Below are 24600 nucleotides of genomic sequence, written 5' to 3' on the forward strand. Positions count from 1 at the left end.
ACCTGTCACGCGCCGGGCGCCCATGAAGAAAGGACCATCCTGATGGTCAGCCTCGGCGGCATAGCCCGCAAGTTGTTCGGTTCCTCGAACGATCGTCGCATCCGCTCTTACAAGCCGCGCGTCGATGCCATCAATGCGCTTGAACCGCAGATGAAGGCGCTCTCAGACGACGCGTTGCGGGCGAAGACCGTGGAATTCCGCGAGCAACTTGCTAGCGGCAAGACGCTCGACGACATTCTGGTGCCGGCCTTTGCGGTTGCCCGCGAGGCGGCCCTTCGTGTTCTTGGTCTGCGTCCCTTCGACGTCCAGCTGATCGGCGGCATGATCCTGCACGAAAAGTCGATCGCCGAGATGAAGACCGGTGAAGGCAAGACGCTGGTGGCGACACTTCCCGTCTACCTCAATGCGCTTGCCGGCAAAGGCGTGCACGTCGTGACGGTCAACGACTACCTTGCGACACGCGACAGTGCGCTGATGGGCAAGATCTACAGCTTTTTGGGGCTTTCCACCGGCGTCATCATGCACGGTCTCGATGATGACCAGCGCCGCGCCGCCTATGGCTGCGACATCACCTACGCGACGAACAACGAACTCGGCTTCGACTATCTGCGCGACAACATGAAGTACGAGCGCGGCCAGATGGTGCAGCGCGGCCACTTCTTCGCCATCGTCGATGAAGTGGACTCGATCCTGGTCGACGAAGCACGCACGCCGCTGATCATTTCCGGCCCGCTCGACGACCGGTCCGACCTCTATACGACGATCGATGCCTTCATCCCGATGCTGGACGAGGCGGACTACGAGATCGACGAGAAGCAGCGCTCGGCCAATTTCTCCGAAGTCGGCACGGAAAAGCTGGAAAACCTCCTGCGTCAGGCGGGCCTGCTCAAGGGCGAATCGCTCTACGATGTCGAGAACGTCGCGATCGTCCACCACATTAACAACGCGCTGAAGGCCCACAAGCTCTTCACCCGCGACAAGGACTACATCGTCCGCAACGACGAGATCGTCATCATCGACGAGTTCACCGGCCGCATGATGCCGGGCCGCCGCTATTCGGAAGGCCAGCACCAGGCGCTGGAAGCCAAGGAAAAGGTGACGATCCAGCCGGAAAACCAGACGCTGGCTTCGATCACCTTCCAGAATTATTTCCGCATGTATTCCAAGCTCGGCGGCATGACGGGTACGGCTTCGACGGAAGCAGAAGAGTTTGGCAACATCTACGGCCTCGAGGTCCTGGAAGTGCCGACCAATCTGCCGATCCAGCGCCTCGATGAGGACGACGAGGTCTACCGGACGGTCGAGGAGAAGTACAAGGCGATCATTCAGGAGATCAAGGATGCGCGCGAGAAGGGTCAGCCGGTCCTCGTCGGCACGACCTCGATCGAGAAGTCGGAATATCTTGCCGAACGCCTCAAGATGGCAGGTTTCCAGGATTTCCAGGTGCTGAACGCCCGCTACCACGAGCAGGAAGCCTATATCGTTTCGCAGGCCGGCGTGCCGGGCGCTGTCACGATTGCCACCAACATGGCTGGCCGCGGCACGGACATCCAGCTCGGCGGCAACCTTGAAATGCGCCTCGAGCGTGACCTTGCCGAGATGGAGCCGGGTCCCGAGCGGGATGCCAAGCGTGAGGCGATCATCGCCGAGGTGAAGAAGCTGAAGGAGCAGGCGCTTGCCGGCGGCGGCCTCTATGTTCTCGCCACCGAGCGCCATGAAAGCCGCCGCATCGACAACCAGCTGCGCGGCCGTTCCGGCCGTCAGGGCGACCCGGGCCGTTCGAAATTCTTCCTGTCGCTGCAGGACGACCTGATGCGCATCTTCGGCTCCGAGCGCATGGATTCCATGCTGCAGAAGCTCGGCCTCAAGGAAGGCGAGGCGATCGTCCATCCCTGGATCAACAAGGCTCTGGAGCGTGCGCAGAAGAAGGTCGAGGCGCGCAACTTCGATATCCGCAAGAACCTCCTGAAGTATGACGACGTGCTGAACGACCAGCGCAAGGTCATCTTCGAGCAGCGCATCGAGCTGATGGATGGCGAGAACCTCTCGGAAATCGTTGGCGACATGCGTCACGAAGTGGTCGAAACCCTCGTCCGCTTGCACATTCCGGAAAACGCCTATGCCGAACAGTGGGATGTCGCGGGCCTCAAGAAGGGTGTTCTCGAACAGCTCAACCTCGATCTGCCGATCGACGCCTGGGCAGCCGAGGAAGGCATCGACGAGAAGGACATCCTGGAGCGCCTGCACAAGGCGACCGACCAGGCTGCTGCCGACCGTGCGGAGCGCTTCGGCCCCGAGATCATGACCTATGTCGAGCGCTCCGTGCTGCTCCAGACGCTGGACCATCTCTGGCGCGAACACATCGTCAACCTCGACCATCTGCGCTCTGTCATCGGCTTCCGCGGCTATGCCCAGCGCGACCCGCTGCAGGAATACAAGGCCGAGGCTTTCGAACTCTTCCAGGCTCTGCTCGCGAACCTTCGCCAGACCGTGACCGCGCAGCTCATGCGCGTCGAGCTGGTGCGCCAGGCTGCCGACGCCCCGGCGCCGGTGCCGCCGGAGATGGAGGGCCATCATATCGACGGCACGACCGGCGAGGACGACTTCGGCGAAGGCAATGGCGGCGGTTTCATGGCCGTCGGCGTGTCGCCGGAAGATCGTGATCCGGCCGACCCGGCGACCTGGGGCCGCGTGTCGCGCAACGAGGCCTGCCCATGCGGCTCGGGCAAGAAATACAAGCATTGCCACGGCGCTTTCGAGCAGGCTTGACCGGCCGCAGGAGTAAATGGCGCATCGTTCACATGAACCGTTGCCCCATCGCCAAACGTCATCTCCGGGCTCGATCCGAGGATGCCGGAAGAGAGATATGCGGATATTGATCCGCTCCCATTGAATGCCGCCCCCGGGCGGCATTTTCTTTGGTGGGTGCTGCACCGTTCACGGCCGACCCAACCGTTTGTTAACCCTGATCTGACAAGACTGATCCTGGTTCAGTTCTGCGTTGCGTACGGGTTCCTGTGTTGATGGCGGTCATTCAGTCGGCGGAGAAATTGCTGCCATCGGCCCTGCGCGGCAAGGCGGAACCGCTGGTGCGCGCGCTCGGAACGATCCTCGTCAGCGACGACCCTCGCAACCTTGCGCAACGCATGGCGCTCATCACCTTCGCCATTCGCGTGATCAATGCGGCAATCGCCTTCCTTTCGCAGATCATCCTCGCCCGCGTGATGGGCGAGTTCGAATACGGCATCTTTGTCTTTGTCTGGGCACTCGTCGTCATCTTCGGCGACATGTCCTGTCTCGGCATCCACACCACCGTTGTACGCTTCCTGCCCGACTATGCAGGACGCAGCGCGCACGCAGAAATCCGTGGCCTCACCTCGACGGCGCGCGTCTTCGCCATGCTGTCCTCGACGGTGCTGGCGACCATCGGCCTGCTCGTGCTGTGGTTCTTCCATGACAGTTTTGCCGACTACTACGTCGTGCCGCTCTTCGTTGGTCTCTTCTGCATGCCGATGATTGCGCTCGGCGATGTGCTCGACAGCACGGCGCGGGCTCATAGCTGGGCGGTGGTGGCTCTCAGCCCGACCTACATCATCCGCCCGCTGCTGATCCTCGTCTTCATGGTTCTGGCGGTTTTGCTGGACGCGCCCCACACGGCGCTGACCGCCATGGTCGCGGCGCTCGCCGCCACCTATCTTACGACCGTCGTGCAGTTCTTCAACATCCTGCGGCGGCTCAGCAAGCGCTACGTCAAGGGCCCGCGCAAGCTGGAATTCTCCCTCTGGATCAAGGCGGCCTTGCCGATCTTCCTCATCGAGGGGTTCGGCTTCCTTCTGACCAATTCCGACGTCATCGTGGTCGGCCTCTACCTCGATCCGGAAAGTGTCGCCATCTACTTCGCTGCGGCGAAGACCATGGCGCTCGTGCACTTCGTGTTCTTCTCGGTGAAGGCTGCTGCGGCGCCCCGCTTTTCTGCGCTGTTTTCGGCCGGCGACCGGCTGGCATTGGCGCGCTTTGCCGGCGAGACGGTGCGCTGGAGCTTCTGGCCGTCGCTGGCCGTCGGGCTCGGCGTGCTGGCGCTGGGCCATTTCCTCCTGTCCCTGTTCGGTACCGCCTTCACGGCGGGCTATAGTCTGATGTTCATCCTCTTCGTCGGCATTCTCGCCAAGGCGCTGATCGGGCCGGGCGAGGTGCTGCTCACCATGGCAGGCCAGCAGAAACTCTGCGTTCTCGTCTATGCGGTGGCCTTGGCCGCCAACATCAGCTTCAACGTCACCCTCATTCCGCTCTTCGGTCTGACGGGTGCGGCGACGGCCACCGCCGGCGCCATGATCCTCGAGGCGCTGCTGCTGCACCTCGTCGTGCGTAGAAAACTCTCCATCATTCTCTTCGCCTTCGCCAATCCGGTGACGGCAAGCCTTGCCAACGGGGTGGACCGCCATGACCGATAGCCACGGCTTAGACCACACGATCGTGACCGGCCGTGCCCAGGCCGCCATTCCGCCTGCCTTGCCGCATGCGCCGCCGGCGGACCAGCGCTTCCTTGTCGGCCGGCCCGGCCGCTCGCTGGCGCTCTATCCGGCGACAGCCGGCTACGAACTGCAGCAGGAACTCGATTTCCTGTCGAACCGCGTCATGGAGCCGAACGTCTTCTTCACGGGGCGCTTTCTCGCTCCTGCCATGCCGCGCCTTGAGGATCGCACCGTGCGCCTTTCCGTGTTGCGCGACGAGGGCGCCGGGCGCAGCCGCATGCGCTTCCTCATGCCCTTTTCCGTCGAGAAGCCGGGCTTTTCCATCGGCTCGAGCATCCTGCGCGCCTGGGCAAATCCGTTCGGGCCGCTCGGGACGCCCCTCGTCGATGCTGAGGATGCCGCCGAAACGCTGGACAACGTGCTGGAAGCCCTTGGCGGTGCCGGCAGCGGCCTGCCAGGCATCCTCGTCCTGCCGGACCTGCGCCTCAACGGTGCCTTCGCGCAGCTGATGCGTGCCGTCGCCATCGGCCGGAACCTTCCCGTCACCGTCACCGATACCTATCGCCGCCCGATGCTGGAGAGCCTGCTCGACGGTCAGACCTATCTGCAGCAGGCGATCTCGCCGGAGCACTTCCGCGAGTTGCGCCGGCAATGGCGCAAGCTCGATGCGATGGGCGCACTTTTCTACAACGTCGCCCGCCAACCCGCTGACATCCGGTTGCGCATGGAGGAATTCCTGCTGCTCGAAGCCTCGGGCTGGAAGGGGCGCGGCCGCACGGCGATGATCAACGATCGTTACCGTGCCGCCTTTGCCCGCGAGGCGATCAGCAATCTTGCCGAGACCGACGGCGTGCGCATCCACACGCTCGACCTCGACGGCCGGGCCATCGCCTCGATGATTGTCTTCATGATGGGCGGGGAGGCCTATACGTGGAAGACCGCCTATGACGAGGAGTTCGCCAAGTTCTCGCCCGGCAAGCTGCTGGTGGCGGAACTGACGGAGTGGCATCTCGACGACGCCAATATCGCCCGGTCGGATTCCTGCGCGGTGCCGGATCACCCGGTCATGAGCCGCTTCTGGGAAGAGCGAGAGGACATGGGCACGCTCGTCGTCGGCCTGCAGCAGAATCGCGACCGTGACGTGCGCCAGGTGGCGACGCAGCTTCACCTCTATCGCAACACGCGCAATGTCGCGCGGCTGCTCCGCGAGAAGATCCGTGCGCTCGCGCGCCGCTGAGGCCTTTCCGGTCCAGTCGGCGGCTTGCCGTTCCGAGCCTCTGAAAAACTAGGCGGCGAAGGGTGTTTCTTCCGCTGCGCGCTTGCGCAGGATATGGCGGATGACCTTGCCCGAGGTCGTCAGCGGCAGGGCATCGACGAAGTCCACCTCGCGTGGGTATTCGTGCATGGAAAGACGTGATTTCACCCAGTCGCGGATATCGTTTGCAAGGGCGTCCGACGGCGCGTTTCCGGGGCGCAGCATCACATAGGCCTTGACGATTTCCGTGCGCACCGGATCAGGCTTGCCCACGGCAGCAGCGAGCTGCACGGCCGGATGTCCGGCAAGGCAATCCTCGATCTCGCTCGGCCCGATGCGGTAGCCGGAGGAGGTGATGACGTCGTCGTCGCGGCCGAAGAAGGTGACGTAACCCTCTTCGTCCATGCGGCCGAGGTCGCCGGTCGTCATCCAGTCGCCAATGAATTTTTCCGTCGTTGCCTTCTCGTTCTTCCAATAGCCGAGGAACATGACGGGATCGGGTCGCCTTACTGCGACCTGGCCGACGGTGCCGCGCGGCACTTCCCGGCCGTTCGCATCGATGATGGCAACGACATGGCCGGGCACCGGCTTGCCGATCGGCCCGGGTCGCGACACGCCGAGCTTGCCGATCGAGCCGAGCACGATGTTGCACTCCGTCTGGCCGTAGAACTCGTTGACGGTGACGCCGAGCGTGTCGCGCACCCATTCCCAGGTCTCGCGGCCGAGCGATTCACCGGCCGAGCCGATGGTACGCAGGTTCAGCCGGTATTTTTCGCGCGGATTGGCGACTGTTTTCATCAGCCGCAGCGCCGTCGGCGGGATGAACGCATTGCGTACATTCATGTCCTGCATGATGCGGTAGGCCATGTCGGGATCGAATTTCTGGCCCGGCGAGGAGACGACGGGCACGCCGAGCAGCAGCGCCGGCAGGAGCACGTTGAGAAGTCCGCCTGCCCAGGCCCAGTCCGATGGCGTCCAGATGCGGTCGCCCGGCTGCGGCAGGAACTCGTGATGCATCTGAAAACCCGGCACATGACCGAGCAGCACGCGGTGGCCGTGCAGCGCCCCCTTCGGCGGCCCCGTCGTGCCAGACGTGTAGATCATCATCGCCGGGTCGTCCGGGCCGCTGTCGACGGCTGCGAAGAGGCCGGCATTGCGGGCGATGAGCTCTTCGAACGATTTTGCCGAGGCGTCCTTGCCCGGCTCGGTGGTGATCACCAGATCCAGCGTCGGCAGCTCGGCCCGGATCGGCTTCAGGCGTTCCAGGCCGAAGCGATTGGTGACGATTGCCTTTGCCTCGGCATTCTTCAGACGGAAGGACAGCGCATCGGCGCCGAAGAGAAGGGCGAGCGGCAGGGCGATGGCGCCGAGCTTGTAGATTGCCAGATGCGCTATGACCGTCTCGAAACCCTGCGGCAGCAGGATGGCGACACGATCCCCGACCGTTACCCCTTCTGCCGCTAGGGCGACGGCAAAGGCGTCCGACTGCTCGGCCAGCTGGCCATAGGTGAGCGCGCGCGGCGGGGCATCGGGCAGGAAATGCTCAAGGCAGACCCGGTCGGGGGCATGCGCCGCCCACGCATTGGAAACCGCGGTGCCTATATTGAAGCGCCCGGGGATCTGCCAGCGGAAATCCCGGTAAAGCGCATCATAGGTCGGTCTCTCGGCGAGCATCCGGCGTCACTCCAGTTTGCTGCATTGCACCTAGCATTCCGGAGGGGCCGCCGGCAATGGCGGCTTTTCGCGTATGTCAGAGCCAGGAGAGGCGGTTGTCCACTTCACGGACCTCCTTGACGGCGGCGGCAATCGCGACGGCCCTGCCCGCCTCTTCCGCGGAGCCGATGCTGCCGGAAAGAATGATGCGCGTGCCCTTGCAGGTCACGGTGACGTCGGAGGCATCCACGTCGCCCGCGATGGACAGTGCGTCCGCTACCGCCGTTTCCAGCCAGGCCGGGTGGGGACCATCGAAATGTTCGGGCGGTTCGCCCTTGAAGGTACCTTCCTTGAAGACCATGTCGCACTCCTCTTGCTCGGCGTCTGCAGGAAAACGCGGGATGAACCTGTTTGTTCTTTGCGGCTGAAGGAAAGATGGGCCTTGCTCGCTATCGGCGGCCTTGCCCCCAAAATGGTTGAGACCCAAGAGCGTGCACATCGCTCTCGGGTCCCCCTCCGCAACCACATCCGGGGGTGTCTGTCGTTGCACGGGGTAAATGCGGTTCTGCAAAATTTGTTCCCGCTAAAAAGCAAATTTTTGAAGGACTAGATGAAAACCTGATTCTATCGATTGCGCACAACTGACTGTTGAGGGCGGTGGATATCTCGCGCTCCTCGCCGATGCAGGGCGGCAGAACGCCTTCTGCCGGCATTCGTCGGCCGCCTGTTGGTCGAGCCCCCAGGCCAGCACATCCAGCAGCTTGGGGGCGCAGCCGGATCGTGGCTATCGGGCTTTGGCGTAGATCATGAGCGCGAAGCCCGCACCCATGCCGATATAGCAGATCCAGGTCAGGATTTCCTGCCAGCGCTTCGGGCGCAGGCGATCGATCTCCTCCTCGCCCGGCCCGCCATGGCGTGTCTGAAGCCCGAACAGGCCGAGCGTACGATGCGTCGCCTCATGGTCGATCCGGGTGTTTCGTATTGTGCCACCCAGGATGCGCCCCAGGAGGTAGCGCTTCATGCCCGCGACGAATGAGCCGAGGAAGAACGTGTTCAGGGTGAAGGAGAACGCCAGGACGATGGCAAGCCCTATGATGAACAAGGTCCAGTCGCCCATATGCCCTCCATTCCGCGCGGTTGTCGGGCCTGAACGTGCGAAAATCCTCGCGCGTTCCTTCCCGGTTGTCTAAGGAACACGGCTGATCCAGTCGGCCTATTCACTGGCACCAGGTACTTTCTTCCCGGAATAGGAGGCGACCTTGAGCCATGGTGTGTACGCGTATGCGTTGAGGTCATTAGACTTTATCAACGAGACGAAGCAACGTTGCTTGTCGGGGCGTGCCCCGTGTGATTTCCTTCTCCAATCTGAACGGGGAGGGGACGATGCCGGTACCGGACGATCTCGACAACGATCATCACAAGCTCATTTCCACGATTCGCCAGGACATCGCCGTCAATCAGGGGCAGGCAAACCGGCGGCAGGCGGTCAGCAAAAATTTTCACGTCTACCTGGAACTCTATTTTCAAGGGAAACACGATCAGGCCGTGCGCGCCTATTGCGCTTCTAAGCGCATCGAGACCCGCCGATCTGACGGGTCGCAGGTCGATCCGAGAAATGGCAATTCCGACGATCCCTGCATCTATTACCAAGAACATGCGGCCACCATGGTGAATGAAGTCTGCGGGCAGATGCGGCAGCGCTGGCAACGCAACAACAACAACAATACCGTCTTCATCGCCGGGCATCAGAATATGGCGAACATCCAGGGAAGGCGCATCGACGGATATTCGTATGAGATGTCCTATTGGTACGACTATGGCGACATCTACATCGCCTTCCATTGTTATCCCAACTAGTTGGAGCGGGGGGCTGCATCCGCCAGGGCTCTGAAAGGTACCGGTGGCGGATATCGCCAGACCGACATTCGCAAGGACGGCACGGGCCTGTGGGGCGGTCTGTGATGTTTTCACGGGGATGACGGCGGAGATAAACGGGGAACCGCAAGACGGGCTGGGAATAGAGCGGGCCGATAGCCTGGTTCACCTGTTGAACGCCGAATATAGTGCTACGCACAAGGGGACGACACATTGAGGAACATCATTGCCATCGCCTGCATCTTGATTGCCACCGCGTCACTTGCGAGCTGCGCTGGGCGCCAATGCAGCGATTGGCCGGGGACGTGCATCATTCAGTGATGGTAGCCTTAAGGGGACGACATGCTGAGTGGCTAGGCGGCTGTGCATGAAAGACTTCTTCAAGTGGATACCTGAGAGCGGCTTGGAGCCGTGGTTTGAAACGGCTCCCTATCAACCCAGGCGCCTGGTGCCGGTTGCTCCTGAGGGGCGCGCCCGCGTGTTGTTCCATGACGTTCGCAGCAGGAGAGGTGCTGAGCTCGTCGTTAGCCCACCGGTCATCGCCAAACGTTCTCCGACGAATCTGCCTTTCTCTTGGTCTTCGTTGTGGCGTCAGTGGAGGCACGACGGTAAGGCCGGCACTCCAGAGCAAAGTGCGTCACGGGCGATGCAGGGCAATATCTGATCTTATGAGTGCGCACTGCATTGAGCATCTTGTCTTCCTCAACCAGATGCTCATAGGTCTCCATGATTGCATTTTCAGGACGGGCATCAAATTTCATGAATGACAAAACCCGCGATGCCTTAACCGGCATGTACTTCACGGTCGATGATCTCGACGGGACCTATGGTACCGGACAAGTCGTTCGGCTTGCCGCCGATGGCATCTATTTCGTACGCTTTGACGGCAACGAGGTGACCTTGCCCTTGGAACTCGCGTCTCTTGGCGAGATGCTGGAAACAACGGATGAGGGCTACAAACTCTGGCGGTTCTTCGACACAATCGATGAACGAGGAAAATGGATTGAGTGGCTGGACGCGCCGTCGAAGCCGAGAGTGGTTTCGCTTGTGAAGCCCGTTAAAGATTAAGCGGTGAGCTCATAGATGCGAATATCCGGGGCGAGCCGGTTTGTGCGTAGCCCTTAAGTGGACACCTAGCCATCGGCGTTGCACAAAAACGCGGCCATCACGCCACGCTTGCCCTTCAATTTGGAGGCATCCGATACGTCATGCCGCCATGCTTCGCCTTGTACTTGCAGAAGGTCGCATCCGAGATCTCGTGCTTGCGGCATACATCGACCGTCTTCGCGCCCGCCTCCTGCGCCTTCAATATCCCGATGATCTGTTCTTCCGCGAAGCATGAACGCTTCATTCGTTCGTCTCCTCGTTGTGACGAACGAGGCTGCCACTATGCAGCGCTCACGGCCTGCGGAAGGTTGCAGCAACTCGATTGGCGAGGAGTGTCATTGGCATGCTGACGAAGCCGGCTGATTCGCTCGACGATGAAGACGAAACTGAGAACAAAAGTGTCCAAGAAAATCGGCTGAGAGATTTTCTCGGATGTTTAGGCCAATTTTATATAGGAAAAACAATGCAAAAAAATGCTTATGGTGCCCCATGCCGGAATCGAACCAGCACTCCTTTCGGAACTCGATTTTGAGTCGAGCGCGTCTACCAGTTCCGCCAATGGGGCACGGCACTTGCAGCCATCGCCGTTTACACGAAGCGCTCGCGGGCGGCAACCGGCAAATCCCCGTATGCGGACGATCACTTGTTTGTGCGGGTGATTTACAAAGCCGCCTCACCTGATAGAACTCGGCGCCGTTTCGCCGGTACCCCGCTGGCCCGATTGGACGACCCTGATGACGGCATCTCTCGACCTTTCCCGCAAGGCATCCGCAGGCCTCCTGACGCTCGGCATGGCGGCGACCGTCGGCGGGGCGCTCGCTTTCGAACATATCGGTGGCTATATTCCCTGTGCGCTCTGCCTGCTGCAGCGTGACCCCTACTACTACGGTATCCCGGTGGCGGTCGCCGCCCTCCTATCGGCCCTCTTCGGTGGCCCAGCCTGGCTGACGCGGCTGCTGCTCGCGATCGCCGGTATCATGATGCTCGTCGGCGCGGGCATGGGTGTCTATCACGCGGGCGTCGAATGGGGATTCTGGGAGGGGCCTGCGACCTGCGCGACCTCCGCGCAGGGCGTTACGCAGAATGCCGGCGATCTCCTCTCCGATCTCAACGCCAAGCACGGGCCGTCCTGCACGGAAGCCTCCTTCCGGCTCCTCGGCCTCTCCTTTGCCGGGTGGAATGTGATCGCAAGCCTCATCCTCGCCGCGATCGCCTTTTCAGGCGTGCGGTCGGCGAAAGCGTGATATACCCGCAGCCCGGGCGCAAATGCCTGTTGGTGCCGCAAAAACGCCAGGCGTTTCTGCGGTTCCGGCATCAGGGCTGCAGTTCGACGTCCCAGTAGAGATAGTCCATCCAGCTTTCGTGCAGATAGTTGGGTGGAAACAGTCGCCCGTTGTTGTGCAGATCCTGAACCGTCGGCTGGTAGGGCTTCTGATGCGGGTGCATGCCCGCCTGCTTCGGCAGCTTGCTGCCTTTTCTCAGATTACACGGGGAGCAGGCCGCGACCACGTTGCACCAGGTCGTCTCGCCGCCATGGGCACGCGGGATGACATGGTCGAAGGTCAGGTCGTCCGGCGACCCGCAGTACTGGCATTCGAACCTGTCGCGCAGGAACACGTTGAACCGGGTGAAGGCCGGATGACGTGACGGCTGCACGTATGTTTTCAGGCACACGACGCTTGGCAGGCGCATCGTGAAACTCGGGGATGACACCGAATGCTCGTATTCGGCGATGATGTTTACGCGGTCAAGAAACACGGCCTTGATCGCGTCCTGCCAGGACCAGAGCGACAAGGGGTAATAACTCAGCGGCCTGTAGTCAGCATTCAGTACAAGGGCTGGCAGGGCCTGTGGTGAAACAGAAATCGTCAAGGGCTTCTCCTGATCGATTCGGCATCTGCCCTTCTATATTAGGCCCGTTGTTACAGCATTGTGAAGCGGGAAAGGAAAAGCGAAAACAAGCAATTTCGCGACGGCTCAGCCTTCGAGCACCGGAGCCGCCTCGCGCCGCATCTCCCGGGAATAATAGGCCCAGAACAGCCGGGCCGAGACGCCGCGCCAGGGCGACCAGCTTTCCGCGATCCGGTCGAGTTCCTGCGGGCTCGGGCGCACCGCGAGGCCGAGCGCATGGGCGACTGCATTCTGCAGAGCGATATCGCCGGAGGGGAAGATATCCGGATGGCCGCCGCAGAAGAGCAGATAGACATCCGCCGTCCAGCGCCCGATGCCCTTGATCGCGGTCAGCTTCCGGGCCGCTGACGTTGCCTCCATATGGCAGATCGCATCGAGGTCGAGTTCGCCGCGATCGACGGCATCAGCGGCGCGGCGCAGTGTCTCCGCCTTGGCGCGCGACAGGCCCACAGTGCGACAGTCCTCGTCGGAAAGGCCGAGGATGTGATGGGGGGTGATGTCGCCGGCCGTTTCCTCGAGCCGGCGCCAGATGGCATCGGCGCTGGCGCGCGAGACCATCTGCGCGACGATGATGCCGGCAAGGCCGCGATAGCCGGGCGAAAGGCGGCGAAGCGGCACGGGGCCGGCCTTGTCGATGACGGTGAAAAGACGTGCATCGAGCAAAGCGAGATCGACGAGACCCGCCGCGACATCCGCATCCGTCCTGATCATGTGCAACTGCATTTTCTTAAGAGGCCTCGATCCTTGCTGCCACCGCGGCCTTGGCGGTTTGGGTCCTCAATTGTCCGCGTAGCCCTGCCGTAGAACGCTGCGCAGCTTTGCCCGGCATGCCTTGGTGGCGTAACGCACTTCTTCGTGCCAGAAGACCCCATGCAAACTGCTTTGTCAAAACGTCGTGTCTTCCGATTTGCGCCGAGCCCGAATGGCCTTCTGCATCTCGGTCATGCGCTGTCGGCGATCCTCAACCATGACCTTGCTGCGGCCTGCGGCGGGCGCTTCCTCCTGCGCATCGAAGACATCGATCCCGCCCGGTCGCGGCCCGAATTCGAGGCGGCGATCTATCGCGATCTCGCCTGGCTGGACCTTGACTGGGAAAGGCCGGTGCGGCGCCAGTCGGAGCACCTTGCCTTCTATGGTGAGGCGCTGGAACGGCTGAAGGCCATGGGCGTGCTCTATCCGGGCTTCCTCAGCCGTGGCGATGTGAAGGCGCGGGTTCTGGCGCAGGAGGCTGCGGGCGGGACATGGCCGCGCGATCCGGACGGTGCGCCGCTCTACCCGACGGACGAGCGTTCGCTCGATCGGGATCAGGCGCTTGGCTGGATTGCGGCGGGTCGCCAGCACGCCTGGAGGCTCGATATGGGCAAGGCGCTGGCGCTCGTGCCGGAGGCGTTGACCTGGTCGGAGGCGGGCGAGGGGCCGGAGGGAGAGACCGGTATCGTTGCGGCGAGGCCGGAACGCTGGGGCGATGTCATCCTCTCGCGGCCGGATGCTCCGGCGAGTTACCATCTTGCCGTGGTGCTCGACGATGCGGTGCAGGGTATCACCGACGTGGTGCGCGGGCAGGATCTCTTTCATGCGACGGCGGTGCATCGCCTCCTGCAAAGCCTGCTCGGCCTGCAGGTGCCCTCCTACCGGCATCATGGGCTGGTGCCGGGGCCGGATGGACGGAAACTGTCCAAGAGCAATGAGGATACCGGTCTTGCGGCCTACCGGGAACGGGGCATCTCACCTGCCGGCATTCGCGCCCTGCTCGCGGGCTATGGCTTCGTCCTCCATTGAGTCCTCCTCGGGCTGCCGTGGCTTGCGGACGCCGCGGACCTTGTCGAGGATCAGGTGCTTCACCCGGTATTTCATCAGGGCCGCGTTGATTTCAGCACCGATGATGAAGATCGCCCCGACGATGTAGAGGAAGACCAGCGCGATCATGATCGAGGCGAGACCGGCATAGGTCGAGACGTAATTGGCGAAGGTGGTGAGGTAGGAGGCGAAGGCATAGGCGCCGATGCCCCAGGCGATGAGTGTCACCAGGATGCCGGGCAGCACGTCGGCGATCTTGCGCCGGCCGGCGGGCAGCCACAGATGGGCGATCAGAAGGCCGGAGAGCAGCACCAGGATGGTGCCGAACAGTCCCCAGCTTTCCACCCAGGAATAGACGTAGGTCAGCCAGGGCAGCCAGTCGCCCGTCGCCCGCACGGCAAGGGGGGCCGCTACGAGCACGATGCTGAGGACCGCCAGCGCCAGAACGCCGGCGATGACGAAGCCGAGACTGGCAAGGCGAGTCACGTACCAGTAGCGCGTCTCGGCCACCCGGTAGGCGCGGTTGAGCGAGACGCGCAGCGCCTCCACGCCGTTCGAGGCGAAGTAGGCGGCGGCGAGCACGGAGACCGTGAGCAGGCCGCCGCGCGGGATCGTGAGCACCGCGACGACCTCGCGCGATATCGGTGCGGCGATCGATTCCGGCCAGGTATCGAAGATGAGATGCACGGCGGTTTCGGCGAACTGGTCGGCGCCGAGGAAGGAGCCGAGCGCCGTGCCGAAGATCAGGAAGGGGAAGATCGCCAGCAGCGTCGACAGCGCGACATGGCTCGCCATCGCCCAGCCGTCGTCCTCGGAAAAATGCCAGATCGCGTCGAAGACGACCTTGTAGGCAAGACGGATGGCGGTCGGCATCGGCAATCTCAGGTCCTCGTGGCCGTCTTCGGCCGTCTCTCGCATTGTCTGCCCGGGTATAACCCCTTACACCGGGGTCGGTTCAAGGGCGGCCCGGATTCAATGGCTTGCCACGCCGGCGCGTGATGGCGATGGCGGTGCGCTGGTGGTGAATATGGGAAACACGAGCAGATTTGTACAGGAAACCGACATGCCTTCTTCGAATGCGACAACGCCGCCGAGCATCATCGTGACGGGATGCTCCTCGGGCATCGGTGCTTATTGCGCCCGGGCGCTGAAGGCGGAGGGCTGGCGGGTCTTTGCGACGGTGCGCCAGCAGGAAGACCTCGCTGGCCTTGAGGCCGACGGCATTGAGGCTCTCCTGATGGATTATACGCAGCCGGCGTCGATCGCTGCGCTCGTCGAGACCGTGCTGGCGCGCACAGGCGGCCGGCTCGACGCGCTGTTCAACAACGGTGCTTACGGTCAGGCCGGTGCCGTCGAGGACCTGCCGGTCGAGGCGCTGCGCCTACAGTTCGAGACCAATGTCTTCGGCTGGCACGATCTGACGCGGCGGGTGATTCCCGTCATGCGCGGGCAGGGGTTCGGGCGCATCGTGCAGTGCTCGTCGATCCTCGGCATCGTGCCCTATCGCTGGCGCGGTGCCTACAATGCCTCGAAATTCGCGCTCGAAGCGCTGTCGCTGACGCTGCGCATGGAGCTTGCGGGCTCGGGCGTGCATGTCAGTCTCATTGAGCCGGGGCCGATCACCTCGCGCTTCACGGCCAATGCACTAGTCCACATCGAGCGCAACATCGATCTCGAAAACTCTGTACATGCGGACGAGTATCGCCGCCAGTTGCAGCGGCTGCGCGGCGAGGCAAAGCCGGCGCGCGGAAAGCTTGGACCTGAGGCAGTGCATGCGGTGCTGCGCCATGCGCTGACGGCAAAAGCACCGCGGCCGCACTACATCGTGACGACGCCGGCCAAGCAGGGCGCTCTTCTGAAGAAGCTGCTGCCGGCCGCGCTCTTCTACCGGATCATCGGCAGGCTCGGCTGACGCGTCGCGGCGTCGCAGGGGGCTCGCCAGCAAAAAGCGTGCACTTTGTGCGAAATGCCCTATTTGAATAGGGCTGACGGAAATCAAATCGGATCGTTGGCATGTCTTCCTTCCTCACCTTCATGACCCTGCTCGTCATGGGCCTCGTCGCCATCGTGCTGGTGCGCGGTCTCGTCAACATGGCCAAGGGCGGCAGCGGCAACACCTCGAACAAGCTGATGCAGCTTCGCGTGCTCTTGCAGGCGATCGCGATCGTCCTCATCATGCTGACGCTCTGGATCACGGGCGGCGGGCGCTGAGGGGGATCATGGTCAAGCTCAACAAGATCTACACGCGCACGGGCGACGACGGCACGACCGGCCTCGTTGCCGGGCCACGCCGCAAGAAGCACGACTTGCGGGTCGAATCCTATGGCGAGGTTGACGAGGCGAATTCCTGCATCGGCCTCGTGCGCCAGCATCTGGCAGACCATCCGGATCTCGACGCGATGCTGATGCGCATCCAGAACGATCTCTTCGATCTCGGCGCTGACCTTGCGACGCCGGAGACCGGGAAAAAACTCGACTATGAGCCGCTGCGCATCGCGCAGGTGCAGGTGGACCGGCTGGAGACGGAAATCGACCTGCTCAATGCCGATCTCGAGCCGCTGCGCTCCTTCGTCCTGCCGGGCGGCACGCCGGCCGCGGCGGCGCTGCATCTTGCGCGCACCGTCGCGCGGCGGGCCGAACGGCGCGTCGTTGCCCTGCAGGATATCGAGGGCGAGGCGGTCTCGGCCGCGGCTGCAGCCTATATCAACCGGCTCTCCGACTTCCTCTTCGTTGCGGCGCGCTGGGTCAACGAGAAGGGCCGGACGGACATATTGTGGGTTCCGGGCAAGAACAGGTAAGCTCGCTTCCAGCAAGCCTTGGGAAGGGGATCCATGTTCATACCGCTGCACGACGCGAACGCCCTCAAATACATCAAGGTGCAGTATGTCACGATCAGCCTGATCGTGATCAATGTCGTCGTCTGGCTGGTGACGGGGCTTGCCTCCACGCAGGCCTTTTCGGATGCGACGGTCGTCAGCCTCGGTTATATCCCGGCTGTCGTCTTCGATTTCGCCGATCTGGAGCCAAGCCTGGTGCTGGTTCCGGAGGACGCGACCTACATCACCTATGCGTTCCTGCACGGTGATTTCATGCATCTTGCCTCGAACATGCTGTTCCTCTGGGTGTTCGGCGACAATGTCGAGGATGCGCTCGGACACTTCCGCTTCCTGCTCTTCTACCTGCTCTGCGCGGCGGCGGGAGCGCTTGTGCACGGTCTGGTGCAACCGGATTCGGAGGCGCCGCTGATCGGTGCTTCGGGTGCGATATCCGGTGTGGTGGCGGCCTATTTCCTGCTGCATCCGAAAGTGCGCGTCTGGGTGCTTGTGTTCTTCCGTATTCCCCTGCCGCTGCCGGCAGTCATTCCGCTTGCCTTCTGGATCGCCCAGCAGTTTTACATGCTGGTGGTTGACGGCGACAGCGGTGTTTCCTGGGGCGCCCATGTCGGCGGCATCCTCGCCGGCGCGCTTCTGGTGCTCGTGCTGCGGCGGCGGGGTGTGCCGCTGTTCGACCGCACCATCGTCACGCCAAAGGCGGTGCGGCATGTCGAGGCGACGCCCGTTGCTGCCGAGGAAACTGCCGCGCGCCCCTCCGTGCCGCCGACCCATTGGGGACGGTGAGCATGTCGTTCTGAGAAAATTGACGTGAACGTAAAGGCAATTTATAACCCGCCCGTTTTCACGCCGGGAGGGGCCGTGGCGCATTGTAATTGGGAAAAAAACGCGTATCGATGTCGCCAACCGACAATCAGGGCGCCTTTGAAAGGCGCATTTTCCCTCGCGGGCATTTGAAGGAAGGAAGCCATGAAGATCTTGGTCCCTGTAAAGCGGGTCGTTGATTACAACGTGAAGATTCGCGTGAAGTCGGACGGCTCGGGTGTCGAGCTTGCCAATGTGAAGATGTCGATGAACCCGTTCGACGAAATCTCCGTGGAAGAGGCTTTGCGGCTGAAGGAAGCCGGCAAGGCCGAGGAAGTGGTCGTCGTTTCGATCGGCCCGGCCAAGGCCGAGGAAACGCTGCGCACCGCGCTCGCCATGGGCGCGGACCGCGCCGTGCTGGTCGAGACGGAAGATGCCGTCGAGCCGCTCGCCGTCGCCAAGATCCTCAAGGGGGTTGCCGAAGCCGAACAGCCCGGCCTCGTCATCGTCGGCAAGCAGGCGATCGACGACGATTCGAACCAGACCGGCCAGATGCTGTCGGCCCTGCTCGGCTGGGCACAGGCGACCTTCGCCTCCAAGGTCGAGATCGGCAACGGCTCGGCTCAGGTCACCCGCGAAGTCGACGGCGGCCTGCAGACCATCGACGTGAAGCTTCCGGCGGTCGTGACCACCGACCTTCGCCTCAACGAGCCGCGTTATGCCTCGCTGCCGAACATCATGAAGGCGAAGAAGAAGCCGCTCGACAAGAAGACGCCGGCCGATTTCGGCGTCGATACCGCCCCGCGCCTGAAGGTGCTGAAGACCGAGGAACCGTCGGGCCGCAAGGCCGGCGTCAAGGTCAAGTCGGTCGCCGAGCTGGTCGAAAAGCTCAAGACCGAAGCCGGCGTGCTCTAAGGCAGGAAAGGGAGAACATTACCATGGCCATTCTTCTTCTGGCAGACCACGACAACGCTCACCTTTCCGACCAGACCGCCAAGGCGCTGACAGCAGCCTCCAAGATCGGCTCCGACGTGCATGTGCTCGTCGCCGGTTCCGGCGCCAAGGCTGCGGCCGAACAGGCTGCAAAGCTCTCTGGCGTCTCCAAGGTCCTGCTCGCCGACGACCAGAACCTTGCCAACAACCTGGCAGAGCCGCTGGCAGCGCTCATCGTCTCGCTTGCCGGCAACTATGATGCCATCGTCTCGGCCGCCACCTCGGTCGGCAAGAACGTGCTGCCGCGCGTTGCCGCCCTGCTCGACGTCGCGCAGGTCTCCGAGATCGTCGAGGTCGTCTCATCGGACACGTTCAAGCGTCCGATCTATGCGGGCAATGCCATCCAGACCGTTCAGTCCACCGATGCCAAGAAGGTGATCACGGTCCGCACCGCGTCCTTCGCCGCAGCGGGTGAGGGTGGAAGCGCCTCTGTCGAGACGGTCTCGGCCGCATCGAACCCGGGCCTTTCGACCCACGTCAAGGATGCCCTGTCCTCGTCGGATCGTCCGGAGCTGACCTCGGCCAAGATCATCATCTCGGGCGGGCGTGCGCTCGGTTCGTCGGAAAAGTTCCAGGAAGTCATTCTCCCGGTTGCCGACAAGCTCGGTGCGGCTGTCGGTGCGTCCCGCGCGGCCGTCGATGCGGGCTATGCGCCCAACGACTGGCAGGTCGGGCAGACGGGCAAGGTGGTTGCGCCGCAGCTCTACATCGCCTGCGGCATCTCGGGCGCCATCCAGCACCTTGCCGGCATGAAGGATTCGAAGGTCATCGTCGCCATCAACAAGGACGAGGAAGCGCCGATCTTCCAGGTCGCGGACTACGGCCTCGTCGCCGATCTCTTCGAAGCCCTGCCCGAACTCGAAAAGGCGCTTTGAGCCAGCTTTGACCCGGCTCTTTGCGACGATGATTTCACTGGAAAAATGCGTCGCGGCGCTTTATCACTTCACCGGGCCGGCTTGACCGGCCCGGTGTTTTTTTGCCTGCGCCTAGGGGCGCAGACGGTGTGATGGGGCGATTGGCGCTATGATCAAGAACGTCGGTATTGTCGGTGCGGGCCAGATGGGATGCGGTATCGCGCACGTCTCTGCCATGGCCGGATACAAGGTCCACATCTACGACCTGTCGCCGGAGCGTGTCGAAACCGGGCTTGCCACGATCAACGGCAATCTTGCCCGCCAGGTCTCCTCCGGCAAGATGACCGACGAGGAGCGCAAGGACGCACTCGCCCTGATCAAGGGATCCTCCGATATCAACGACCTCTCCGACGCCGATCTCGTCATCGAGGCGGCGACAGAGGACGAGACCGTCAAGCGCAAGATCTACGGCCAGGTCTGTTCCGTCCTGAAGCCGGAAGCGATCCTCGCCACCAACACCTCTTCGCTGTCGATCACGCGGCTCGCGTCTGCCACCGACCGTCCGGAGCGCTTCATGGGCATCCACTTCATGAACCCGGTTCCGGTCATGAAGCTGGTCGAGCTCGTGCGCGGTATCGCGACCGAAGAGGGCACGTTCTCCGCCGCAAAGGAATTTGTCGCCAAGCTCGACAAGACGATCACCGTCGCGGAGGATTTCCCGGCCTTCATCGTCAACCGCATCCTGTTGCCGATGATCAATGAGGCGATCTATACGCTTTACGAAGGCGTCGGTTCGGTGGAAGCCATCGATACCGCGATGAGGCTCGGCGCCAACCATCCGATGGGTCCGCTGCAGCTTGCCGATTTCATCGGCCTCGACACGTGCCTGTCGATCATGCAGGTGCTGCATGACGGCCTCGCCGATTCGAAGTACCGCCCCTGCCCGCTGCTGGTGAAGTATGTCGAGGCCGGCTGGCTCGGCCGCAAGTCCGGACGCGGCTTCTACGATTATCGCGGCGAAGTCCCTGTCCCGACGCGCTGAGCAGCGGGACATTTCCCAAGCTTGCCCTTTCAGGGAAAAATGTTTCGTCTGCCGCAAGTGCTGCGGCAGGCCATACCTCGGATCGGGAGCGGCCGGTCGCTATTGTCTGCCCGAATTCAGGTTCCATTCGGGGTTTTTCAGATGAAACGTTTGCTCCTTCTCGGCGTGGCTCTCCTTGGCCTTGCCGCTCCGTTCTCCGCGCAGGCCGCAGACAAGCTGCTCAACGCCTCCTATGACGTGGCGCGTGAGCTTTTCGCTGCCGAGAACGAAGCCTTCGTGAAGGGGCATCCGGGTGTCACCGTCGACCAGTCGCATGGCGGCACCTCCAAGCAGGCGCGCGCCATCGTCGAAGGTCTGGAGGCGGATGTCGTGACCTTCAACCAGGTGACGGATATCGACTTCCTCGTGAAGAACGGCTTTGTCGCCGAAGGCTGGCAGCAGAAATTCCCCAACAACGCTTCGCCCTTCTACTCTTTCCCGTCCTTCCTCGTTCGCGCCGGCAACCCGAAGAACATCAAGGACTGGTCGGACCTTGCCCGTGACGACGTGAAGGTCATCTTCCCGAACCCGAAGACCTCGGGCAATGCGCGCTACACCTATCTTGCAGCGACCGCCTATGCCAAGGAAGCCTTCAACAACGATCCGGCCAAGGTCGAGGAGTTCGTCACCAAGATCTTCGACAACGTTCCGGTCTTCGACACGGGCGGCCGCGCGGCGACGACGACCTTCGTCGAGCGCGAAATCGGCGATGTCATCATCACCTTCGAGGCGGAAACCAAGTCGATCGCCAAGCAATATGGGGAGGACAAGTTCCAAAGCGTCGTACCCTCCGTCTCGCTGCTTGCCGAGTTCCCGGTCGCCATCGTCGACAAGGTGGCCGACGCCAAGGGCAGCCGTGAGCTTGCAAAGTCCTACCTCGATTTCCTTTATGCGCCAGAGGGCCAGAAGATCGCTGCCGAATTCGGCCATCGCGTCCATGACCAGACGGTCGCTGCCGAGTTCAAGGGCCAGTTCCCGGAAATCCGCCTCGTGAATGTCGATGACGTCTTCGGCGGCTGGAAGAAGATCTCCGAGGAGCACTTCGCCGAAGGCGGCGTGCTGGACAAGATCTACGGCAGCCGTTGATCCATCGACCTTCGTTTTATCGCAACCGGCGGCCGAAAGTCCGCCGGTTGTGGCATGAAAAGTGTTCGCACAAATCCGGCCGGATGATCGCGCTCCGCACTTTTCCTGGATCAGCTTGAGAAAGGAAGCGCCTCTTGAGACGGCGTGTACTGCCCGGATTGCCGCTCGCGCTCGGCATAACTCTCGTCTATGTGGCGATCATCGTCGTGCTGCCGCTGGCTGCGCTCGTCTTCAAGGCGGCCAGCCTCGGGCCGGAGGACTACTGGCGCATCATCTCGTCGGACCGCGCTTTTGCGAGCTACCGGGTCACGGTGCTCTGCGCGCTGGCAGCAACCGCCTTCAACCTCGTCTTCGGCCTATCGCTCGCCTGGGTGCTGGTGCGTTACCGCTTTCCCGGTCGCCGGCTGGTCGATGCGCTTGTCGATCTGCCGTTCGCGCTGCCCACCGCCGTTGCGGGTATCGCGCTTACCACGCTCTTTGCGACCAACGGCTGGTTCGGCGGACCGCTCTCGCTTCTCGGTATCAAGGTCGCCTATACGCCGCTCGGCATCATCGTCGCCATGAGCTTCACCAGCATTCCCTTCATCGTGCGCACGGTGCAGCCGGTGCTGGAGGAACTGGATCCGGCGCTGGAGGAGGCGGGGCAGACGCTCGGGGCGAGCGACCTGTCGATCTTCACCGGCGTCATCCTGCCGCTCCTCACGCCGGCGCTTCTGGCCGGTGTCTCGCTCTCCTTCGCCCGCAGTCTTGGGGAATTCGGGGCCATTATCTTCATTGCCGGCAACCAGCCGTTCTCAACGGAGATCACCGCGCTGCTCGCCTTCATCCGGCTTGAGGAATACGATTACCCGGCCTCGGCCGCCATCGCCTCCGTCATGCTGCTGACGGCCTTCGTCATGCTGGCGATCACCAACCTCATGCAGGCCCGCGCCCTGCGTTATACGGCAAGGGGCTGACCATGGTGCACCCTGGAAAAGGCACGCCGCCCCGCGTCGGCGACAATCCGGTCTTCCGCCGCTCGCTCCTCGCCTTCGTGCTCGTGCTGGTCGCGCTGATGATCGTCGCGCCGCTCGTCGTCATCGCCGTCGAGGCTTTTTCACGCGGTGTCGGTTATTTTGCCGCCTCGATTGCCGATCCGGACACGCGGCACGCCATCCTGCTGACGGTCGTCACGGCGCTGATCGCGGTGCCGATCAACACGGCTTTCGGCGTTGCGGCGGCATGGGCCATCACCAAGCACGATTTCCGCGGCAAGCGGCTGCTCACTGTCGTTATCGAACTGCCTTTCTCCGTATCGCCCATCGTTGCGGGCGTCTCCTATCTCTTCGTCTATGGTCTGCAGGGCCTGTTCGGACCGGCTCTGCAATCGATGGAGATCAAGATCCTCTTCGCGCTGCCGGGCATCGTGCTGGCCAGCATGTTCGTGACCGCGCCCTTCGTGGCGCGCGAACTGATCCCGCTGATGCAGGCGCAGGGCCGCGACCTAGAGGAGGCGGCGACGTCGCTGGGGGCAAGCGGCTGGCGCACATTCTTCTCCGTCACGCTGCCGAACATCAAGTGGGCGCTGCTCTACGGTGTCGTGCTTTGCAATTCGCGCGTGATGGGCGAGTTCGGTGCCGTTTCCGTCGTCTCGGGCAACATCCGCGGCCAGACGAACACGCTGCCGCTGCACATCGAGCTGCTCTATCACGACTACAACGCGGCCGGTTCCTTTGCCGCCGCATCCATTCTCGCCGGTCTTGCCATCGTTACGCTTGTCGCCAAGGTGGCGCTGGAGCGGCAGGGCGCAGGCCGCGTGCAGCGCCCCTCTCAGCTGGCCGGCGCCGACAGCATCACCCCGGAGGTAAAACCGTGAAGATCCGCCTTACCAATGTGGTCAAGGAGTTCCAGACCTTTCGCGCCGTGCACGGCGTGTCGCTCGATATCGAAAGCGGGGAGCTGGTGGCATTGCTCGGCCCGTCCGGCTCCGGCAAGACGACGATCCTGCGCATGGTTGCCGGCCTCGAATATGCCGATGGCGGTGCGATCTATTTCGGCGATGAGAATGCGACGGACATTCCGGTGCGCGAGCGCGGCGTCGGTTTCGTCTTCCAGCACTATGCCCTCTTCCCGCATATGACCGTCGGCGAGAACATCGCCTTCGGCATGAAGGTCTCCAAGGTCAAGCGCTCGCCCGACGCGATCGCCAAACGTGTTGCGGAACTGCTCGATCTCGTGCAGCTCGGTGGCCTCAAGGACCGTTTCCCCGGCCAGATCTCCGGTGGCCAGCGCCAGCGTGTGGCGCTCGCCCGGGCGCTCGCCGTCGATCCCCGCGTTTTGCTGCTCGACGAGCCATTTGGTGCGCTTGATGCCAATGTGCGGCGGGACCTGCGCCGCTGGCTTCGGAAAATCCATGACGAACTGGGCATCACCACGCTCTTCGTCACACACGACCAGGAAGAGGCGCTCGACCTTGCCGACCGGGTCGTCATCCTGAACAAGGGCAAGATCGTGCAGGAGGGCACGCCCGAGGCGGTCTGCCGCAACCCGGCCGATGCCTTCGTGATGAATTTCCTCGGCGATGCGAACCGGCTCGATGCGGAGATCCGCGGCGGCAAGGCCTATGTCGGCGACGTGGCCTTCGAGGCGGGCGGTGTGGCCGATGGCAGCGGTCAGATCCTGTTCCGCCCGGCCGACGTCACCTGGCGCGAGGATGGGCAGGGCATCGCTGCGAAGATCGTGCGGGTCATCGACCGGCCGGACTCACGCCGCGTGCTGGCGCTGACGGGCAGTGGTCAGCCGGTCGAGTTCGATACGGCGCCGGAATTCCCGCACCGCAAGGGCGAAGCGGGTTTCCTCGACATCCGCCGGTCGCGCGCCTATCCAGCGGCGTGAGCGAAAC

Annotated in this window: 24 protein-coding genes, 1 tRNA gene and 1 pseudogene; 18 read left to right on the forward strand and 8 right to left on the reverse strand. The window is 62.7% G+C overall.

The window, feature by feature from the left end:
* Positions 1–42 precede the first annotated feature (42 nt).
* From secA to P9A16_RS22785, 3 genes are all read left to right on the forward strand, one after another.
* Positions 43–2769 carry a preprotein translocase subunit SecA gene (gene secA, locus P9A16_RS22775; RefSeq protein WP_024271134.1) on the forward strand — a complete coding sequence of 909 codons (2727 nt, stop codon included), beginning with the start codon at positions 43–45 and terminating at the stop codon, positions 2767–2769.
* 254 nt (positions 2770–3023) lie between these two features.
* Positions 3024–4451: a lipopolysaccharide biosynthesis protein gene (locus tag P9A16_RS22780; protein WP_023511884.1), complete on the forward strand. Its 1428-nt coding sequence runs from the start codon at positions 3024–3026 to the stop codon at positions 4449–4451.
* Positions 4441–5709, forward strand: a complete 1269-nt coding sequence (locus P9A16_RS22785; protein WP_023511885.1) for a GNAT family N-acetyltransferase — start codon at positions 4441–4443, stop codon at positions 5707–5709. The genes P9A16_RS22780 and P9A16_RS22785 overlap by 11 nt, the downstream gene beginning before the upstream one ends.
* Before the next feature lie 48 nt (positions 5710–5757).
* Here P9A16_RS22785 and P9A16_RS22790 read toward each other — a convergent pair whose 3' ends face one another.
* The 3 genes from P9A16_RS22790 to P9A16_RS22800 all read right to left on the reverse strand — a co-directional run bounded on the left by P9A16_RS22790 (position 5758) and on the right by P9A16_RS22800 (position 8497).
* On the reverse strand, positions 5758–7401 hold the full coding sequence (locus P9A16_RS22790) for an AMP-binding protein (protein ID WP_023511886.1): 1644 nt from the start codon (positions 7399–7401) through the stop codon (positions 5758–5760).
* Positions 7402–7477: 76 nt separating this feature from the next.
* Complete coding sequence (locus P9A16_RS22795) at positions 7478–7741, reverse strand: BON domain-containing protein (RefSeq protein WP_023511887.1); 264 nt, start codon at positions 7739–7741, stop codon at positions 7478–7480.
* 423 nt (positions 7742–8164) lie between these two features.
* On the reverse strand, positions 8165–8497 hold the full coding sequence (locus P9A16_RS22800; RefSeq protein WP_024271135.1) for a hypothetical protein: 333 nt from the start codon (positions 8495–8497) through the stop codon (positions 8165–8167).
* 266 nt (positions 8498–8763) lie between these two features.
* Here P9A16_RS22800 and P9A16_RS22805 point away from each other — a divergent pair, with 266 nt between their 5' ends.
* On the forward strand, positions 8764–9237 hold the full coding sequence (locus P9A16_RS22805; RefSeq protein ID WP_024271136.1) for a hypothetical protein: 474 nt from the start codon (positions 8764–8766) through the stop codon (positions 9235–9237).
* 777 nt (positions 9238–10014) lie between these two features.
* Positions 10015–10323 (forward strand): hypothetical protein, encoded by a 309-nt coding sequence (locus P9A16_RS22810; protein WP_037408539.1) that lies wholly within the window; start codon positions 10015–10017, stop codon positions 10321–10323.
* A 113-nt stretch (positions 10324–10436) separates the two neighbouring features.
* Here the strand turns inward: P9A16_RS22810 and P9A16_RS22815 are convergent.
* Positions 10437–10606: pseudogene (locus P9A16_RS22815) on the reverse strand (transposase); the annotation flags it as partial.
* Positions 10607–10842: 236 nt separating this feature from the next.
* Positions 10843–10927 (reverse strand) — tRNA-Leu (locus P9A16_RS22820).
* A 166-nt stretch (positions 10928–11093) separates the two neighbouring features.
* Between P9A16_RS22820 and P9A16_RS22825 the strand changes: the two genes are divergently transcribed.
* Positions 11094–11606, forward strand: a complete 513-nt coding sequence (locus P9A16_RS22825; protein ID WP_371260135.1) for a disulfide bond formation protein B — start codon at positions 11094–11096, stop codon at positions 11604–11606.
* A 70-nt stretch (positions 11607–11676) separates the two neighbouring features.
* Here the strand turns inward: P9A16_RS22825 and P9A16_RS22830 are convergent, their stop codons facing one another.
* Positions 11677–12234, reverse strand: a complete 558-nt coding sequence (locus tag P9A16_RS22830; RefSeq protein WP_024271138.1) for an HNH endonuclease — start codon at positions 12232–12234, stop codon at positions 11677–11679.
* A 105-nt stretch (positions 12235–12339) separates the two neighbouring features.
* Positions 12340–12990 (reverse strand): DNA-3-methyladenine glycosylase family protein, encoded by a 651-nt coding sequence (locus P9A16_RS22835; RefSeq protein ID WP_037408559.1) that lies wholly within the window; start codon positions 12988–12990, stop codon positions 12340–12342.
* 153 nt (positions 12991–13143) lie between these two features.
* Here P9A16_RS22835 and gluQRS point away from each other — a divergent pair, with 153 nt between their 5' ends.
* Complete coding sequence (gene gluQRS, locus P9A16_RS22840) at positions 13144–14052, forward strand: tRNA glutamyl-Q(34) synthetase GluQRS (RefSeq protein WP_023514932.1); 909 nt, start codon at positions 13144–13146, stop codon at positions 14050–14052.
* Here the strand turns inward: gluQRS and P9A16_RS22845 are convergent.
* The gene (locus P9A16_RS22845) at positions 13999–14943 is read right to left on the reverse strand and encodes a YihY/virulence factor BrkB family protein (RefSeq protein ID WP_024271139.1); all 945 of its coding nucleotides are present in this window, start codon (positions 14941–14943) and stop codon (positions 13999–14001) included. The two genes, gluQRS and P9A16_RS22845, sit on opposite strands and share 54 nt — an antisense overlap.
* A 190-nt stretch (positions 14944–15133) precedes the next feature.
* Between P9A16_RS22845 and P9A16_RS22850 the strand changes: the two genes are divergently transcribed.
* The 11 genes from P9A16_RS22850 (at position 15134) to P9A16_RS22900 (ending at position 24593) form a co-directional block, all read left to right on the forward strand.
* Positions 15134–15982, forward strand: coding sequence for an SDR family oxidoreductase (locus P9A16_RS22850; RefSeq protein WP_023514934.1), 849 nt, complete (start codon positions 15134–15136; stop codon positions 15980–15982).
* A 101-nt stretch (positions 15983–16083) separates the two neighbouring features.
* On the forward strand, positions 16084–16281 hold the full coding sequence (locus P9A16_RS22855) for a twin transmembrane helix small protein (protein ID WP_023514935.1): 198 nt from the start codon (positions 16084–16086) through the stop codon (positions 16279–16281).
* 8 nt (positions 16282–16289) lie between these two features.
* Positions 16290–16868 carry a cob(I)yrinic acid a,c-diamide adenosyltransferase gene (locus P9A16_RS22860; protein ID WP_023514936.1) on the forward strand — a complete coding sequence of 193 codons (579 nt, stop codon included), beginning with the start codon at positions 16290–16292 and terminating at the stop codon, positions 16866–16868.
* A gap of 33 nt (positions 16869–16901) precedes the next feature.
* Positions 16902–17687, forward strand: a complete 786-nt coding sequence (locus P9A16_RS22865; protein ID WP_024271140.1) for a rhomboid family intramembrane serine protease — start codon at positions 16902–16904, stop codon at positions 17685–17687.
* 183 nt (positions 17688–17870) lie between these two features.
* Positions 17871–18620: an electron transfer flavoprotein subunit beta/FixA family protein gene (locus P9A16_RS22870; protein WP_023515811.1), complete on the forward strand. Its 750-nt coding sequence runs from the start codon at positions 17871–17873 to the stop codon at positions 18618–18620.
* Positions 18621–18643: 23 nt separating this feature from the next.
* Positions 18644–19573: an electron transfer flavoprotein subunit alpha/FixB family protein gene (locus P9A16_RS22875; protein WP_024271141.1), complete on the forward strand. Its 930-nt coding sequence runs from the start codon at positions 18644–18646 to the stop codon at positions 19571–19573.
* Positions 19574–19721: 148 nt separating this feature from the next.
* Positions 19722–20594, forward strand: coding sequence for a 3-hydroxybutyryl-CoA dehydrogenase (locus tag P9A16_RS22880; protein ID WP_023515809.1), 873 nt, complete (start codon positions 19722–19724; stop codon positions 20592–20594).
* Positions 20595–20735: 141 nt separating this feature from the next.
* Positions 20736–21719, forward strand: coding sequence for a sulfate ABC transporter substrate-binding protein (locus tag P9A16_RS22885; protein ID WP_050745501.1), 984 nt, complete (start codon positions 20736–20738; stop codon positions 21717–21719).
* Positions 21720–21853: 134 nt separating this feature from the next.
* Positions 21854–22675, forward strand: a complete 822-nt coding sequence (cysT, locus tag P9A16_RS22890; protein ID WP_023515807.1) for a sulfate ABC transporter permease subunit CysT — start codon at positions 21854–21856, stop codon at positions 22673–22675.
* A gap of 2 nt (positions 22676–22677) precedes the next feature.
* Complete coding sequence (cysW, locus tag P9A16_RS22895) at positions 22678–23574, forward strand: sulfate ABC transporter permease subunit CysW (protein ID WP_023515806.1); 897 nt, start codon at positions 22678–22680, stop codon at positions 23572–23574.
* Positions 23571–24593 carry a sulfate/molybdate ABC transporter ATP-binding protein gene (locus tag P9A16_RS22900; RefSeq protein WP_023515805.1) on the forward strand — a complete coding sequence of 341 codons (1023 nt, stop codon included), beginning with the start codon at positions 23571–23573 and terminating at the stop codon, positions 24591–24593. Before cysW ends, P9A16_RS22900 begins: the two co-directional genes overlap by 4 nt.
* The last annotated feature ends 7 nt before the right edge of the window (positions 24594–24600 follow it).

This window comes from Shinella sp. 838 (assembly GCF_029623935.1).
In the GTDB taxonomy this organism is placed as follows: domain Bacteria; phylum Pseudomonadota; class Alphaproteobacteria; order Rhizobiales; family Rhizobiaceae; genus Shinella.

Coding starts and splice junctions, on each gene's coding strand:
- P9A16_RS22790 (WP_023511886.1), bottom strand. CDS start 7,401: ATGCTCGCCGAGAGACCGACCTATGATGCGCTTTACCGGGATTTCCGC.
- P9A16_RS22795 (WP_023511887.1), bottom strand. CDS start 7,741: ATGGTCTTCAAGGAAGGTACCTTCAAGGGCGAACCGCCCGAACATTTC.
- P9A16_RS22855 (WP_023514935.1), top strand. CDS start 16,084: ATGTCTTCCTTCCTCACCTTCATGACCCTGCTCGTCATGGGCCTCGTC.
- gluQRS (WP_023514932.1), top strand. CDS start 13,144: ATGCAAACTGCTTTGTCAAAACGTCGTGTCTTCCGATTTGCGCCGAGC.
- P9A16_RS22810 (WP_037408539.1), top strand. CDS start 10,015: ATGAATGACAAAACCCGCGATGCCTTAACCGGCATGTACTTCACGGTC.
- P9A16_RS22800 (WP_024271135.1), bottom strand. CDS start 8,497: ATGGGCGACTGGACCTTGTTCATCATAGGGCTTGCCATCGTCCTGGCG.
- cysW (WP_023515806.1), top strand. CDS start 22,678: ATGGTGCACCCTGGAAAAGGCACGCCGCCCCGCGTCGGCGACAATCCG.
- P9A16_RS22880 (WP_023515809.1), top strand. CDS start 19,722: ATGATCAAGAACGTCGGTATTGTCGGTGCGGGCCAGATGGGATGCGGT.
- P9A16_RS22875 (WP_024271141.1), top strand. CDS start 18,644: ATGGCCATTCTTCTTCTGGCAGACCACGACAACGCTCACCTTTCCGAC.
- P9A16_RS22865 (WP_024271140.1), top strand. CDS start 16,902: ATGTTCATACCGCTGCACGACGCGAACGCCCTCAAATACATCAAGGTG.
- P9A16_RS22885 (WP_050745501.1), top strand. CDS start 20,736: ATGAAACGTTTGCTCCTTCTCGGCGTGGCTCTCCTTGGCCTTGCCGCT.
- P9A16_RS22785 (WP_023511885.1), top strand. CDS start 4,441: ATGACCGATAGCCACGGCTTAGACCACACGATCGTGACCGGCCGTGCC.
- secA (WP_024271134.1), top strand. CDS start 43: ATGGTCAGCCTCGGCGGCATAGCCCGCAAGTTGTTCGGTTCCTCGAAC.
- P9A16_RS22860 (WP_023514936.1), top strand. CDS start 16,290: ATGGTCAAGCTCAACAAGATCTACACGCGCACGGGCGACGACGGCACG.
- P9A16_RS22780 (WP_023511884.1), top strand. CDS start 3,024: ATGGCGGTCATTCAGTCGGCGGAGAAATTGCTGCCATCGGCCCTGCGC.
- P9A16_RS22850 (WP_023514934.1), top strand. CDS start 15,134: ATGCCTTCTTCGAATGCGACAACGCCGCCGAGCATCATCGTGACGGGA.
- P9A16_RS22845 (WP_024271139.1), bottom strand. CDS start 14,943: ATGCCGACCGCCATCCGTCTTGCCTACAAGGTCGTCTTCGACGCGATC.
- P9A16_RS22870 (WP_023515811.1), top strand. CDS start 17,871: ATGAAGATCTTGGTCCCTGTAAAGCGGGTCGTTGATTACAACGTGAAG.
- P9A16_RS22805 (WP_024271136.1), top strand. CDS start 8,764: ATGCCGGTACCGGACGATCTCGACAACGATCATCACAAGCTCATTTCC.